This window comes from Phocaeicola massiliensis B84634 = Timone 84634 = DSM 17679 = JCM 13223 (assembly GCF_000382445.1).
Taxonomy (GTDB): Bacteria; Bacteroidota; Bacteroidia; order Bacteroidales; family Bacteroidaceae; genus Phocaeicola; species Phocaeicola massiliensis.
This window is the reverse complement of the sequence record NZ_KB905472.1, coordinates 1,764,582-1,780,582: the sequence shown is the minus strand read 5'-3', so window position 1 is coordinate 1,780,582 and position 16,001 is coordinate 1,764,582. Positions and strand designations below refer to the sequence as shown.

At 44.3% G+C, this 16,001-nt stretch carries 12 protein-coding genes and 1 pseudogene; all 13 read left to right on the top strand.

Features of this window, described 5'->3' with window-relative positions; genetic code table 11:
- Window positions 1-70: 70 nt before the first annotated feature.
- The gene (locus HMPREF1534_RS11550) at window positions 71-1,540 is read left to right on the top strand and encodes a TolC family protein (protein WP_005939208.1); all 1,470 of its coding nucleotides are present in this window, start codon (window positions 71-73) and stop codon (window positions 1,538-1,540) included.
- Window positions 1,541-1,548: 8 nt separating this feature from the next.
- Window positions 1,549-2,544: an HlyD family secretion protein gene (locus tag HMPREF1534_RS11555; RefSeq protein WP_005939205.1), complete on the top strand. Its 996-nt coding sequence runs from the start codon at window positions 1,549-1,551 to the stop codon at window positions 2,542-2,544.
- 11 nt (window positions 2,545-2,555) lie between these two features.
- Window positions 2,556-3,728, top strand: a complete 1,173-nt coding sequence (locus tag HMPREF1534_RS11560) for an ABC transporter permease (protein WP_018452694.1) — start codon at window positions 2,556-2,558, stop codon at window positions 3,726-3,728.
- Complete coding sequence (locus tag HMPREF1534_RS11565; protein WP_005939199.1) at window positions 3,712-4,962, top strand: ABC transporter permease; 1,251 nt, start codon at window positions 3,712-3,714, stop codon at window positions 4,960-4,962. The genes HMPREF1534_RS11560 and HMPREF1534_RS11565 overlap by 17 nt, the downstream gene beginning before the upstream one ends.
- Window positions 4,963-5,219: 257 nt before the next feature.
- Entirely contained in the window at window positions 5,220-7,160 is a 1,941-nt protein-coding gene (locus HMPREF1534_RS11570; protein WP_005939196.1) for a glycogen debranching enzyme N-terminal domain-containing protein, read from the top strand.
- A gap of 14 nt (window positions 7,161-7,174) precedes the next feature.
- Window positions 7,175-8,443, top strand: coding sequence for a glycosyltransferase (locus HMPREF1534_RS11575; protein WP_005939194.1), 1,269 nt, complete (start codon window positions 7,175-7,177; stop codon window positions 8,441-8,443).
- Window positions 8,444-8,460: 17 nt separating this feature from the next.
- The gene (locus HMPREF1534_RS11580) at window positions 8,461-9,867 is read left to right on the top strand and encodes a glycoside hydrolase family 57 protein (protein WP_005939192.1); all 1,407 of its coding nucleotides are present in this window, start codon (window positions 8,461-8,463) and stop codon (window positions 9,865-9,867) included.
- Between the two features lie 142 nt (window positions 9,868-10,009).
- Window positions 10,010-10,381 (top strand): hypothetical protein, encoded by a 372-nt coding sequence (locus HMPREF1534_RS11585; RefSeq protein WP_005939190.1) that lies wholly within the window; start codon window positions 10,010-10,012, stop codon window positions 10,379-10,381.
- Window positions 10,372-12,628 (top strand): annotated as a pseudogene (gene bioA, locus HMPREF1534_RS20925) (adenosylmethionine--8-amino-7-oxononanoate transaminase). The gene HMPREF1534_RS11585 and the pseudogene bioA overlap by 10 nt, the downstream one beginning before the upstream one ends.
- A 41-nt stretch (window positions 12,629-12,669) precedes the next feature.
- Entirely contained in the window at window positions 12,670-13,830 is a 1,161-nt protein-coding gene (locus tag HMPREF1534_RS11600; protein ID WP_005939183.1) for an 8-amino-7-oxononanoate synthase, read from the top strand.
- 1 nt (window position 13,831) lies between these two features.
- Complete coding sequence (locus HMPREF1534_RS11605) at window positions 13,832-14,482, top strand: DUF452 family protein (RefSeq protein ID WP_005939180.1); 651 nt, start codon at window positions 13,832-13,834, stop codon at window positions 14,480-14,482.
- A gap of 34 nt (window positions 14,483-14,516) precedes the next feature.
- Window positions 14,517-15,272, top strand: a complete 756-nt coding sequence (bioC, locus tag HMPREF1534_RS11610) for a malonyl-ACP O-methyltransferase BioC (RefSeq protein WP_005939178.1) — start codon at window positions 14,517-14,519, stop codon at window positions 15,270-15,272.
- 20 nt (window positions 15,273-15,292) lie between these two features.
- On the top strand, window positions 15,293-15,937 hold the full coding sequence (gene bioD / locus HMPREF1534_RS11615) for a dethiobiotin synthase (RefSeq protein ID WP_005939176.1): 645 nt from the start codon (window positions 15,293-15,295) through the stop codon (window positions 15,935-15,937).
- Window positions 15,938-16,001 lie beyond the last annotated feature (64 nt).

The window sequence follows — 16,001 nt, the reverse complement described above, 5'->3', positions numbered from 1 at the left end:
CTTTTCTTTTTCTTTTAAACATTCTCTTTTGTTTTCTGTTTACTACATCATAACAGAAACAAAAGCCTATATGTATTATTACAAACTATTTTTATGTCTTTTATTCCTTCCTGTTGGACTGTGGGCGCAGAGTGGGGAGGTGTCTTTAACTTTGGAACAGTCCGTCTCCTTGATGAATAAGGGGAATCGGACATTGCAGATGGCTGATAAGGCGGTGGGCATAGCACGCAGTGAACGCCAAAAGATGAATTCTTTTTGGTATCCATCTCTTAATGCAACCGGAGCTTATGTACATTTGTCTAACAACATAGAGGTGAAAGAACCATTAAAACAATTTACGGATCCGGCGAAAGATTTTGTTCATTCCATTTTGCCTGACGACCGGTTTATTTCTTCTATTTTAGACAATATTGGAACACATACACTGACCTTTCCATTGCTTCAACGTAACTTGACTACTATTGATGCCAATATCACTTGGCCTGTTTTTACTGGTGGAAAGCGAGTCTTTGCCACTAAAATAGGGAATCGTATGGTGGATTTCGCACAAGTAGACCGTGAAGAAACGGAAGCCGTTCTTCAGACAGATTTGGTAGCTGCTTATTATGCCCTTCGTTTGGCACAACGCGTAGTAAAAGTGCGTGAAGAAACCTATAATGGTCTTCAGAAGCATTATCAGAACGCTCTGAAATTGGAGGCTAACGGTATGATAAACAAAGCGGAACGTCTTTTCTCTCAGGTCAGTATGGATGAGGCTAAACGTGAACTGGAGTCTGCACGTAAAGATTTGACAGTAGCTCAGAATGCTTTGAAAGTTCTTTTGAATGTGGAAGATGTTACTGTTATCAATCCTGTTTCTCCACTTTTTATGAATGATGATTTGCCGAATGAATTGTACTTTAAGAACTTGATAGGTGGCAATAATTATATGGTAAATAAACTTCGATTACAAGAGTCGATGGCAGATAACCAATTAAAAATCAGTAAGAGTGCTTATGTTCCAAATATTGCACTTTTCGGTAAGCAAACTCTGTATGCCGATAATCTTCCTCGTAATCTGATGCCTCGCACAATGGTAGGAGTGGGCTTTACGTGGAATATATTTGATGGCCTGAATCGTGAGGCAAATGTGCGTCAGGCTCGACTGACAAAACAAACACTTACTTTGGGGCGAGAAAAAGCCCGGAATGAGCTGAGTGTGTTGGTTGATAAACTGTATAGTGAGATTCAGAATGCCCGGGATAATGTAGCTGCCTTGAATACAACGATTGAGATGAGCCGTGAATTGGTGAGAATTCGTAAAAAATCATTTCAGGAAGGCATGGCAACTTCCACCGAAGTGATAGACGCTGAAACGATGTTATCTAAAATCCAGATAGCCTTTCTGATGGCATATTATCAATATGATGTATCGTTGGCTTCTTTGCTTGCTACCTGTGGAGTGCCCGAGACTTTTTGGCAATACAGTCGTGCAGGAAAGACGGAAGATTTTATATTTCCTACTTATGAATCGGGGGATTCTCCAATAATAAAAGAATAATTTAAAATATGGAAAAGCAAAAGAAACAATTAGCCGTTGCTTTCATGGTGGTACTGGTAGCGGTTGTGGTCGTGTCTGTTATCGGTATTATTGCCATGAGCAATAAACCTGTGATATTGCAAGGACAAATAGAAGCCACCGAGATTCGCATTTCCGGTAAATTGCCGGGACGCATAGATACTTTCTTAGTGAAGGAAGGGCAGAATGTAAAAGTAGGTGATACGCTTGTCGTTATCAACAGTCCCGAAGCTTGGGCAAAATTCCGGCAGGTAAATGCATTGGAAGATATTGCCAAGTATCAAAACAAAAAGATAGATGATGGTACGCGTGAGCAAATAGTGCGTTCGGTAGAAGAACTTTGGAATAAATCTAAAAGTGACCTTCAATTGGCAAAAGTGACTTATGACCGTATACAGAATTTGTATCGTGACAGTGTGGTGACCAGTCAGCGTAAAGATGAAGTAGAGGCTGTGTATAAAGCGGCTGTGGCAGCTGAACGTGCTGCACATCAACAATATTTGTTAGTGAAAGATGGAGCTCAGAAAGAGGATAAGGAGAGTGCGCGTTCATTGGTGGATGCTGCTCGGAGCACTGTAAATGAGGTACAAGCCTTGTTGATGGATGCCCGCCTCACTGCCCCTGAGAACGGACAAATTTCGACTATTTATCCTAAACGTGGAGAGCTGGTCGGAGCAGGAACTCCTATTATGAGTTTGGTGGTGTTGGATGATTGTCATGTGGTGCTCAATGTACGTGAGGATTACATGCATTATTTTCGCATGAATGAAACCTTTAGGGGAAATGTGCCGGCACTGAAAGTTGAGAATATTGAGTTTAAGATATATTACATTAGTCCGTTGGGTAGTTTTGCTACTTGGCGTTCTACCAAGCAGACGGGAACTTATGATATGAAAACGTTTGAGATTCATGCTCTGCCTCTGCAACCGGTGGATGGCTTAAGGCCGGGTATGTCCGTACTTGTGAATTTGAATGAATTGAAATGAGGACTATTTCGATGGGGCAGTCAGTTTTAATAGCAGTTATCAAGAGGGAAATAGACCGTATGTTGTCACGTCGCATTTACTTTGTGGCGTGTATTGTACTTCCGTTGTTTTCGCTTTTTTTTATGGGAACAATTTTTGGTGACGGACAAATGGAGAATCTTCCCATTGGTGTCGTGGATGGTGATAATACGGTTACTTCCCGGCAAATCATTCGTATGGTTAAGGTAGATCCGACTTTTCGTGTCACTCAATATTATGCCAATGAGACAGAGGCGCGTGCTGATGTGCAAAAGAAAAATATTTATGGATATCTGAGTATTCCTGTTGGCTTTGAAGCTAAGGTAATGGATGGCAAGGAAGTGGCTCTGACCTATTATTATCATTATGCATTGTTGAGTGTGGGTAGCGAAATACATGGTGCTTTCCAAAGCTTATTAAAGAATATATCGGTTAGCCCTATTGTAACTCATGCAGTGGCGTTGGGAGTAGGCGAAGGAGAAATCAAATCTTTCTTATTGCCTGTTACTACTCAAAATCATCCGTTATTCAATCCTGATATGGACTATTCTGTATATCTGACTCATCCTTTTTTCTTCGTGTTTCTGCAAGTACTATTGTTACTAGTCACTACTTATGCCATTGGTAGCGAAGGGAAATTCGGTACCTCTTTTGAGTGGCTGCAGACTGCTGGCGGGAATATGTTGATAGCCATTATAGGGAAGCTTTTGCCGTATACGATTATCTTTATAGCAATGAGTATCTTTGCTAATTATATTTACTTTGGCATATTCGATATACCGATGGATTGCGGATTCTGGCCACTGAATCTTACTTCAGCATTGTTCGTACTTTCTACACAGGCATTGGCTGTATTTCTTTTTTCCCTATTTCCGGCATTGAGTATCATTATCAGCGTTGTGTCAATGGTGGGTTCGTTGGGAGCTACTCTTTCAGGAGTCACATTTCCCGTACCGCACATGTATGCACCGGTGTATTATGCTTCTTATCTGTTTCCTGTTCGTCATTTTATTGAAATAGGACAGACTTTACTCTATGGTAATTACGGATATGCTTATATGTGGACTAATGTAGTGGCGTTGTTACTCTTTTTGCTGTTGCCGTTGCTGTTGTTGCCACATTTAAAACGTTCTTTAATTAGTAGAAAATATGACAATATTGAATAATATACTTGCTGTTTCCGTGCGGGAATTCCGTGTGATGTGTACCCGTTATTCTATCTTAATGGTATTAAGCGGTGGTATTTTTTTATATGGTTTGCTATACAATTATATGTATGCTCCCAATGTGGTACGTAATGCGCCGGTGGCTGTAGTCGATATGAGTCAGACACCTTTGAGCCGTCATTACTCGCGCTTGCTGGATGCCACTCCGCAGGCCCAAGTACTGACAAATAATGCTGATTTGCAAGCTGCCAAAAAGTTGATGAAGCAGAGGGAGGTAGTGGGAATTGTTTATATACCCGAAGATTTTGATGGTCGGGTGGGGCGTGGTGAAGAGGCTGTTTATGTAATGTATAGCACTACCACGGCTTTTCTTTATTATGCTTCCATGCAAGAAGCATCGGCCGGGGCAATGTTGGCGGTAAATGATGAGGTTCGCCCCAATCAGGTTGTTTTTCTCCCTCAGAAAGATATACAACCGATTATCCGGACAAGTTCAATTGATGTAGTGGGTATGGCACTGTATAATTACACCGATGGATATGGCACTTATTTGATTCCGGCTGTACTGATGGTCGTGATATTTCAGACTTTGGTAATGGTTATCAGTATGCTGAGCGGTAAAGAACGTGAAGAATCCGTATCTCGTATGTCTCTTCACGGAAGAGAAGAGACAACTGCTTTTCGTTTTTTTACTTCGCTTGGCGGTGGAGATAATAATGAGAACCACAGGGTAGACTTGTCGTTTTCACGTATGGCATCCATTGTTTTGGGAAAGACTTCAGTGTATGTATTGTTTTATGCCTTTTTTTCAGTCTTTCTGTTGGGGTTACTGCCTTTGTTGTTTCAATTACCTCATTTGGCGCACCCTATACTTATTATTCAGTTGATGATACCTTATATTATAGCAACCAGTTTCTTTGCATTGGCATGTTCGGTGTTTTTCAGTGACAGTGATGCGCCTTTGTTAATGATAGCCTTTTTTTCTGTCGGGTTGATATTTCTTTCAGGGGTTTCTTATCCGCTGGAATTAATGCCGTGGTATTGGCAATGGACACATTATTTGATTCCTGCTGCACCGGGTACTTTGGCTTTCGTGAAAATAAACTCGATGGGAGCCGATATGTCAGGGATTAGTCAACAGTACATCATTTTATGGATGCAATGTGTGGGGTATTTTATATTGGCATGTTTAGCTTATCGCTACAATATGAAAAAAGCACTTCCTATTGCATAGTATATTTTCGTTAAGGTTGTCTCAATATAATAAAAGCCTTCTGTTTTTGTCTTTCTTAGAAAAAGTTAAAGGTTTCATTTTGTCACATATATAGGTGTTTCTTTGTAATACGAATGATAAATAGGGAAAAAAAGAAAAATATTTTGCTATTTAATTTTGGTTTATCCATAAAATCACTAATTTTGAGCATTGCATAAAAATAGAAACATATATTGCAGATAAAAAACAGAATAATTTATAACCTTAATATAACAACTATGAGTTACTTACGATTTGACAAGACTCTTATGACGAACCTGGAGGAATCACTTCCGAAAGAAATCCTTCGCACAAACCGTTCGGGAGCCTACCATTGTACAACCATTGTTGATTGCAATACGAGAAAATATCATGGATTGCTTGTCATTCCGGTACCGGAGATTGATGATGAGAATCATGTATTACTATCGTCTTTGGATGAAACGGTAGTACAGCATGGCGCTGAATTCAATTTGGGGCTTCATAAGTATCAGGGCAATAACTACAGCCCTCGCGGACACAAATATATTCGCGAATTTGAGTGTGAGAAAGTACCAACAACCTGGTATCGTGTGGGTGGTGTGGTGCTGAAAAAAGAAAAACTGTTTGTACATCACGAAAATAGAATTCTGATTCGCTACACCTTAGTCGAAGCTCATTCTGCCACTACTCTCCGTCTTCGTCCTTTTTTGGCTTTCCGTAGTGTCCGCCAATATACACATGAAAATGCGCAGGCAAGTCGTGATTATCAGGAAGTGGATAATGGTATAAAGACATGTATGTATGCGGGATATCCCGAACTCTTTATGCAGCTTAATAAAAAGAATGAGTTTCATTTCCAGCCTGACTGGTATCGTGGTATAGAGTATCCGAAAGAACAAGAAAGAGGTTACGACTTTAATGAGGATCTCTATGTTCCGGGGTATTTTGAAGTAGATATCAAGAAGGGTGAAAGCGTTGTATTTTCGGGAGGTGTTTCGGAAGCAAGTACACGAACGTTGAAGAAGACCTTTGAAGAGGAAATGGAAGAACGCACCCCGCGTGATAATTTTCAGCATTGCCTGATAAATGCAGCTCATCAATTCCTCAACAAACAAAACGAGGAGTCTTATATTCTTGCCGGCTATCCCTGGTTTAAATGCCGCGCCCGTGATATGTTTATTGCTCTTCCGGGGCTGACATTGGCTATTGATGAAGTGGCTAAGTTTGAGAGTGTGATGGAAACTGCCCGCAAAGCGATTCATGATTTTATTAATGATGAACCGAATGACCTGAAGATATATGAGATGGAGCATCCTGACGTATTACTTTGGGCCGTATGGTGTATACAGCAATATGCCAAAATGGTTTCACGCGACAAATGTCGTGAGAAGTATGGTCAGTTGTTGGAAGAAATAATGGAATATCTGCGTAGGGAAAACCATCCTAACCTTTTCCTCCATTCCAATGGATTGCTTTATGCTAACGGAACGGAGAAAGCCATTACTTGGATGAATTCTACCGTTAACGGACATCCGGTAATTCCGCGTACAGGATATATTGTGGAGATAAATGCATTATGGTATAATGCGCTTTGTTTTGTCGGTGAACTAGTAGGTGAAACAGGAAACAATAATTTGGCTGAAACGTTACAAACTTTAGCCGAGCAGACCGGTAAATCATTTATAGATACTTTCTTGAATGAATATGGCTATCTTCTTGATTATGTGGATGGTAATATGATGGATTGGAGTGTGCGTCCTAATATGATATTTACCGTAGCCTTTGATTACTCTCCGTTGGATGCCCGTCAAAAGAAGGGAGTATTGGATGTGGTGACCAAAGAATTATTGACACCGAAAGGACTTCGTTCGCTCAGTCCGAAGAGTGGTGGTTATAACCCCAACTATGTAGGTCCGCAGATGCAGCGTGATTATGCTTATCATCAGGGAACTGCATGGCCGTGGTTGGCAGGATTCTATTTCGAGGCTTATCTCCGTATTTATAAGATGAGTGCTTTGGGATTCATAGAACGTCAATTGATAGGTTATGAAGATGAAATGGTTTCTCATTGCATTGGCTCCATCCCCGAATTGTTTGACGGTAATCCGCCTTTCAAAGGACGTGGAGCTGTGTCGTTTGCTATGAATGTGGCAGAAATCTTACGAGTGTTATATTTATTAAGTAAATACAATTATTAAAAGGAGGAGCCTGTATGAAAGTATTAATGTTTGGATGGGAATTTCCTCCCAAAATATATGGTGGTCTTGCCGTAGCTTCTTATGGTATAACGAAAGGATTGAGCTTGCAGGGTGATGTGGAAACTACTTTTTGTATGCCGAAACCTTGTGGCGAGGAAGAGCAGTTCTTAAATATCATAGGAATGAACCAAGTGCCTATTGTATGGCGCGATGTGAATTATGATTATCTCAAAGAGCGTTTGCCGTCTTATATGACACCGGAACAGTATTACGCTTTCCGTGACCATATTTACGCTGATTTTTCTTATATGCACGTCAATGACTTGGGCTGTATGGAATTTGGTGGTGGTTATCCGTCGAATCTGCATGAAGAAATCAATAACTTCTCTGTTATTGCCGGTGTAGTGGCACGCCAACAAGAATTTGATATTATCCATGCTCATGACTGGCTGACTTATCCTGCCGGTGTACATGCCAAAATGGTCAGTGGAAAGCCTTTGTGTATTCATGTGCATGCCACTGATTTCGACCGTTCTCGTGGCAAAGTGAACCCTACGGTTTATGCCATGGAGAAAAATGGTATGGATCATGCGGATTGTATCATGTGTGTATCCGAGTTGACTCGTCAGACTGTTATACATCAGTATCATCAAGACCCGCGTAAATGCTTTGCCATGCACAATGCGGTTTATCCATTGTCACAAGAATATCAGGATATTCCACGCCCGGATCATTCAAAAGAAAAAGTTGTTACTTTTCTCGGACGTATCACTATGCAGAAGGGGCCTGAGTATTTTGTAGAAGCAGCGGCGTTAGTACTTAAACGTACTCGTAATATTCGTTTTGTGATGGCAGGTTCGGGCGATATGCTTAATGCGATGATAAATATGGTGGCGGAACGTGGTATAGCAGACCGTTTCCATTTTCCGGGATTTCAGCGCGGACGTCAGGTTTATGAAACCTATAAACAAAGTGACGTGTTTGTGATGCCTTCGGTTTCCGAACCGTTCGGTATTGCTCCTCTTGAAGCTATGCAGTGTGGTACTCCTTCTATTATATCCAAGCAGTCCGGTTGTGGCGAAATCCTAACCAATGTGATAAAAACAGACTATTGGGATATACATGCGATGGCAGATGCCATCTATGCACTCTGTACTTATCCGTCTCTCTTTAATTACTTGCAAGAAGAAGGTAAAAAGGAAGTGGATGGCATTACATGGGAAAAAGTCGGATTGCGTATCCGTGCTCTTTATGAGGAAGTATTAAAAAACTATGGTAAATAATAAAAATCACACTAGATATGAAAACAATCTGTCTTTACTTTGAGATACATCAAATCATCCATTTGAAACGTTATCGTTTCTTCGAGATAGGCACCGACCACTATTATTATGATGACTATGCCAACGAACAAGGCATCAACGAAGTAGTTGAGCGTTCGTATGTTCCTGCGCTGAATACGTTGATTGAAATGGCAAGAGCCAATGGAGGCGCATTCAAGGTAGCACTCTCTATTTCGGGAGTAGCATTGGAACAATTGGAAATTCATGCTCCGATAGTTATCGAACTGTTGCATCAGTTGAACGATACAGGTTGCTGTGAATTCCTCTGCGAGCCTTATTCACATGGTCTTTCTTCATTGGCAAATGAAGACTGCTTCCGTGAAGAAGTGGAACGCATGCGCGTAAAGGTTAAGCAAATTTTCAACCAAACACCAAAGGTATTCCGTAACTCTAGTTTGATTTACTCAAATGAAATCGGTTCAATTATAGCCGATATGGGCTTCAAGGGAATGTTGACTGAAGGTGCTAAGCATATTTTGGGTTGGAAGAGTTCTCATTATCTGTATCATTGTGCCATGAATCCGAACTTGAAGTTGTTGCTCCGTGACTTCAAATTGTCTGATGATATCAGTTTACGGTTCTCTAACTCTGACTGGAGCGAATATCCTTTGTTTGCAGATAAATATGTAGATTGGATTGCAGCATTACCCGAAGAAGAACAAGTTATCAATATATTTATGGAACTTTCCGCATTGGGTATGGCACAGTCATTGTCATCCAATATTTTGGAATTCCTGAAAGCATTGCCAATATGTGCAAAAGAAAGAGGCATTACTTTCTCTACTCCAACAGAAATCGTTACCAAACTGAAATCTGTAGACCAGATAGACGTTCCTTATCCAATGTCATGGACAGACGAAGAACGCGATATCAGTCCATGGTTGGGTAATGTGATGCAGCGTGAAGCATTCAATAAATTATATAGTGTGGCAGAGCGTGTGCACTTGTGTAATGACCGTCGTATCAAGCAGGATTGGGATTACTTGCAGGCAAGTAACAACTTCCGTTTCATGACCAGCAAGAATACGGGCATTAGTATTAACCGCGGTATCTATGATTCTCCATACGATGCTTTCACCAACTATATGAATATATTGGGTGATTTTATCAGCCGTGTAAACTCATTATATCCGGTTGATATGGATAATGAAGAGCTGAACTCGTTGCTTACCACCATCAAGAATCAAGGTGAAGAATTGGTGGCATTGAATAAGGAGGTTGAAAGATTGCAAGCTAAATTGGCAAAAGCCGAAGCAAAGATAGCCGCTGAAGCGGAAAAAACACCATCCAAAAAGGCCGTTGCCAAGAAGCCGGCCGCTAAGAAGGCACCTGCCAAAAAAGCGGCTCCGAAGAAAGAAGAATAGGTATTGGCTTATTGATTATGATAATGAGGGTGTGTCAAGACTAAAGTGATAGACCATTTCAGTTCTTGACACACCTTCTTTTTATTTGGCTTGTGTTTCCCTTTTGTATATCTTTGCCGCACTGTTATTAAAGTAATGCCACATGAACAAACAAATATCTAAATCGCAAATCATACGTTTCCGCCGATGGTGCAGGAAAGGGTATGCCATATTTTGCAGTTTGGGGAAGACTGTGGCAATCGGCAATCTGAGAAAAGGAATCGTTGAGGCTTCTTTGAAAAAGCAGCCCGGCGTATGTCTATTGTCCGTGCTATGCCGTCCGGACCGAGTGGATGAGGAAGACGACAAAGCCCCCGATAGGGAGGTGGCGGACAGGATACTTTCATTGATTATTCTTGAGATAATAACTGTAAACCGGTTGCGTTGTGCGATTGGTGGAGAGTTATTGTCTTTTATATCTATATGGCCGGAAGAACGTGAAATGCGTTCTCTCCGGCTTTTTTTATGTCATTAACAGAAGTAGAAACGATGCTGAACAAACTTAAAAACAAAGTATTAAGCGGTGAAAAGATAACCGTTGAAGAGGCAGAATGGCTAGCCGGGGAAGCTGATAAGGAAGAGCTTTATGAGGCTGCTTCCGTGATAACCCGGGAGATGGCTTCAGGTCATTTTGATATGTGTTCCATCATTAATGCCAAGTCCGGACGTTGTCCCGAGAATTGTAAATGGTGTGCGCAGTCGGCATACTACCGGACTGAGACGGAAGTTTATGGCTTGGTGGATAAAGCGGAATGTAAGCGGCAGGCACTATACAATGAAGTTCAGGGGATAGCCCGCTTCTCATTGGTCACTAGCGGACGAAAACCCGGCAAGCAAGATATGCAACAATTATGTGAAACATTTGAATATATTGCTTCATGTTCCGATATTAAACTGTGTGCGTCACTGGGATTGCTTACCGAGGAAGAGCTACGCAGATTGCACGAAGTGGGAGTTACCCGTTATCACTGCAATCTGGAGACTGCCCCTTCTTTCTTTCCATCGCTCTGCTCCACCCATACCCAGCAAGAAAAGATAGAAACCCTGTGTGCCGCGCGCCGGGTGGGGATGGATGTGTGCAGCGGAGGTATTATCGGTATGGGTGAAACGATGCGGCAACGCATCGAACTTGCTTTCCTCTTGCGGCAGTTGGAAGTGCAGTCTATTCCTATCAATCTGCTTCAACCCATTGCGGGCACTCCTTTGGAACACGCGCCCCGTTTGGCGGAAGAAGAAATTCTGACCACGATAGCCCTGTTCCGCTTTATTAATCCCACGGCCTACCTTCGTTTTGCAGGGGGGCGTTCGCAACTAAGCCCGGAGGCGATAGGGCAGGCATTGCACATTGGAATCAATTCGGCGATAGTCGGCGATTTATTAACCACCCTGGGGTCTAAAGTATCGGACGACAGGAAATTGATAGAAGCAGCCGGTTATACTTTATAATAAAAACGATATGGACAATTTTGATAAAGAGCATTTATGGCATCCTTACACATCGACCGTCAATCCGCTTCCCACTTACCGGGTGAAACGGGCGGAAGGAGTGTACATAGAGCTGGAGGACGGCAGGAAGCTGATAGAAGGAATGTCCTCATGGTGGTGCATGGTGCATGGATACAATCATCCCGTACTGAACCGTGCCGCACGGGAACAGATAGACCGGATGAGTCATGTGATGTTCGGTGGGTTGACACACGAACCGGCCATCGAGCTGGGCAAACTATTATTGAAGATTGCGCCACCGCGCATGCAGAAGATTTTTTATGCCGACTCCGGCTCGGTGGCCGTGGAAGTGGCGCTGAAGATGGCTGTGCAGTATTGGTATGCACAAGGCAAGAAGAGCAAGAATAATTTTGTTACGATACGTTCCGGTTATCATGGGGACACATGGAACGCCATGTCGGTGTGTGACCCCGTGACCGGAATGCATAGCATTTTTGGTTCGGCATTGCCTGTCCGCTATTTTGCACCGTCTCCTCGTTCTCGTTTCGGAGGAGAATGGAAAGAAGAAGATATGTTGCCTCTCCGACAGCTATTGGAAGAACATCACGAAGAACTGGCGGCATTGATTCTGGAACCGGTGGTGCAGGGAGCCGGAGGCATGCGTTTCTATCATCCCGAATACCTGCGGCAGGCAGAGAAATTGTGTAAGGAATATCATCTGTTGCTGATATTTGATGAAATAGCGACCGGCTTCGGAAGGACCGGGAAACTTTTTGCATGGGAACATGCCGGCGTGCAGCCCGACATTATGTGTATAGGTAAGGCTCTTACCGGAGGCTATATGACATTTTCGGCCGTGCTTACCGATAACGAAGTGGCTGATGTCATATCGAACGGCTATCCGGGTGCGTTCATGCACGGTCCCACCTTCATGGGAAACCCCTTGGCATGTGCCATTGCTCGGGCCTCGACAGAGCTGTTGCTTTCCTGCGGATGGGAACAAAAAGTGAAGGCGATAGAAGAACAGCTGAAACGGGAGCTGGCACCGGCCGGAGAATTGCCGCAAGTGGCGGATGTGCGCGTATTGGGAGCCATCGGGGTTATCGAAGTGAAGGAGCCCGTGGACATGGCTTACATGCAGAAGCGCTTTGTGGAAGAAGGAGTGTGGGTACGTCCTTTTGGAAAATTGGTGTACATCATGCCGCCTTTTATCATCCAACCTGAAGAGCTGAGCAGACTGACTCATGCGCTGGTGAAGATAGTAGGAGAGCTGTAAGGGCTCTATGAAAAAAAGAAATGACACAAGTTTAGAAAAATATGAGTTTATTTGAAGAATTGGAACAAGAGCTTGACTGCTTGAAGAGTAAAAACAATCTGCGCAGACTGCCCGCCACTCATCATCGTGGCAGGGAGGTGGAGGCAGATGGCAACGTCATGTTGAACCTCTCTTCCAACGATTACTTGGGGTTGGCAACAGATGCCGACCTGCGTGCCGGCTTTTTGCAGACCTTTACTCCCGACAGCTTCCTCCCTTCGGCTTCCTCTTCCCGTTTGCTGACCGGTAATTTTGATATATACACCCGCCTGGAGGAACGGCTGGCCGAGCTTTTCGGGAGAGAAAGTGCGTTGGTCTTTAGCAGCGGCTATCACATGAACGCGGGCATCCTGCCTGCTGTGAGCAATGTCCGTACGCTGATTCTTGCCGATAAGCTGGTGCATGCCAGCCTTATTGACGGCATTCGCCTTTCGAGTGCAAAGTGCATCCGTTACCGGCATAATAATTATGAACAACTGGAACAATTGTTGTCTGCGCATCATGCCGAATATGAAAAGGTGATTGTAGTGACAGAAAGCATTTTCAGCATGGATGGTGACGAGGCAGACCTCAATCGGTTGGTGAGGCTGAAACGACAGTATGACCGTGTCTTGCTTTATGTGGACGAAGCGCATGCTGTCGGGGTGAGAGGAGAACACGGGCTGGGTTGTGCCGAAGAGCAGGGATGCATCGGCGAGATTGACTTTCTGTGCGGAACGTTCGGCAAGGCGTTGGCCTCGGTCGGCGGATATGTGGTCTGCTCCAGAACGGTGCATGATTATCTGGTCAACAAGATGCGTACACTTATCTTTACGACTGCCCTGCCGCCTGTCAATCTGATGTGGACGTACTTTATCATTGAACGCCTGGCACAGTTCCGCGACAGGAGGCAACACTTGCAGCGCCTCTCTTTTCAGCTGAAAGAAGGATTGCTCGCCGCCGGATATGAATGTCCTTCCACCAGCCATATTATTCCGCTGACCATAGGAGAAAGCGGGGCAACTGTCTGGAAGGCCGAGGAGTTGCAGCGCAAGGGCTTTTACGCCCTTCCCGTCCGTCCGCCTACGGTGCCCGAAGGCACTTCGCGCATTCGCTTTTCGCTGACGGCGGCACTTACCGAAGACGAGATAAGCAAACTGATAACAACGATAGGAAAACGATGAAATGAAACAATATTTTATAGAACAACGCCATTTGCCTTCATTGACACTCTTTTTTGCCGGATGGGGAATGGACGAACGGCCTTTTTTGCACTATCACCCCGCGGACAGGGACTTGCTTGTCTGCTACGATTACCGTTCACTCGACTTCGATTTCTCATTGCCGGAGGGGTACGAAGACATCCGTGTGGTAGGTTGGTCGATGGGAGTGTGGGCCGCTTCCCAAGTTTTGGACCGTTCTTGTCTTCCCATTACAGAAAGTGTGGCGGTGAACGGGACAATGACCCCTGTCGATGACTCCAGAGGCATTCCCAACGCTATTTATGAAGGAACATTGAAAGGGCTGAATGACGTTACGCTGCGAAAATTCTTTCGCCGGATGTGCGGTTCCGCCGTACTTTTGGAAGACTTCCTTACTAGAAGTCCCGGACGTTCTACGGATGAAGTGAAAGAAGAGCTTCTTCTGATAGCAAAGCAGGCAGAATGCCTTGCACCTGCCCGTTTCTGCTGGAGTAAGGCCGTGATAGGTAAGGGCGATTTGATTTTTGTTCCGGCTTGCCAAAGGAAAGCGTGGAGCGAACTCCGTGTGCCGGCAGAGGAAGAAGACATGGCTCATTATTCCGATGTGTTTTTACAAGATATCGTGTGTCGATAATGCAGCCTTCCGATAAACAAAACAGTAAAAGAATATGATAAATAAACAATTGATAACGCGCCGGTTCTCACGTGCCATAGAAAGTTATAACCGTGAGGCCACGGCGCAGAAACAGATAGCCGGTCGCCTGAACGATATGTTGGCACATTACCTGCCGGCACGTCCGCGGCATGTGCTTGAGATAGGCAGCGGAACCGGGTTCCTGACCCGTCCGTTGCTCCGCACCTTTCATCCTGAAAAGCTGATATTGAATGATATATGCCACGAGATGAGCACTTGCTTTGCCGACTTGCTGTCGGACAGGCAGGTGACTTTTATCCCCGGAGATGCGGAGCAGCTGTCTTTTCCTTCGGGGCAAGACCTGATAGTTTCCTGTTCCGCCCTTCAGTGGTTCGTCTCGCCCGAACTGTTTTTCAAGCGTTGCAATGCCTTGCTGTCCGGCCACGGATATTTCGCGTTCAGCACGTTCGGCAAAGAGAACCTGAAAGAGATAGCCGCCGTCACAGGAAGCGGATTGCATTATTATTCTTTGGAGGAGCTGAAAAAGTCCTTGTCCATGCATTATAATATAGTCACTGCCGGCGAGGAGCGCATCCGCCTGACATTCGCTACTCCGCTCGATGTGCTTTATCATCTCAAGCATACGGGGGTGACAGCTGTCTGCCGGCAGGCATGGACCAAAGGGGATTTGCAGGAGTTTTGTGATAAGTATGCGAAGCTGTTCAGTTGTGGTAACGCCGTCACGCTGACTTATCATCCCCTTTACATCATCGCCCGAAAGAAACCTTGATATAGTAAACAGATAAAATAATGAAAAAGAATGTATATTTTGTCAGCGGCATAGACACCAACATCGGTAAGAGCTATGCCACCGCCTACCTTGCACGAGTGTGGCGAGAGAAGGGAATAAACGTGATAACACAGAAATTCATACAAACGGGCAATCCCGCCGGCTATTCCGAAGACATCGAGCTTCATCGCCGTCTGATGGGGTTGGAATACCTGCCCGAAGATGAACAGGGGTGGACGAAGCCTGAGATATTCTCTTATCCTGCCTCGCCCGACTTGGCATCGCGCATCGACAACCGTGCCGTGGATTTCGATAAGATAAATCACGCCACAAGTGTGCTGAGTGAACGCTTTGATGCCGTGCTGGTGGAAGGGGCGGGAGGGCTTATGGTTCCGCTTACGCCGGACTGTCTTACCATTGATTATATTCAACACTCCGGCTACCCGTTGGTGTTTGTCACCTCAGGTCGCCTGGGGAGTGTGAACCACACTCTGCTCAGCTTTGAGGCCATAGAGCGCAGAGGCATCAGTCTCCATACGGTGATGTATAATCTTTATCCCGAAGGGGAGGACAAGATAATACAGGAAGATACGGAGAACTATATAAGGCATTATATGGAGAAGCATTTTCCCGAAGCGGAGTTTGTTAAAGTGCCTTGCCTGTAAACGGAATACTGCCATAATGGAAGCTTCAGGGTTCGGTTTAAAACCGTGGGCTTTCCGAAACGGC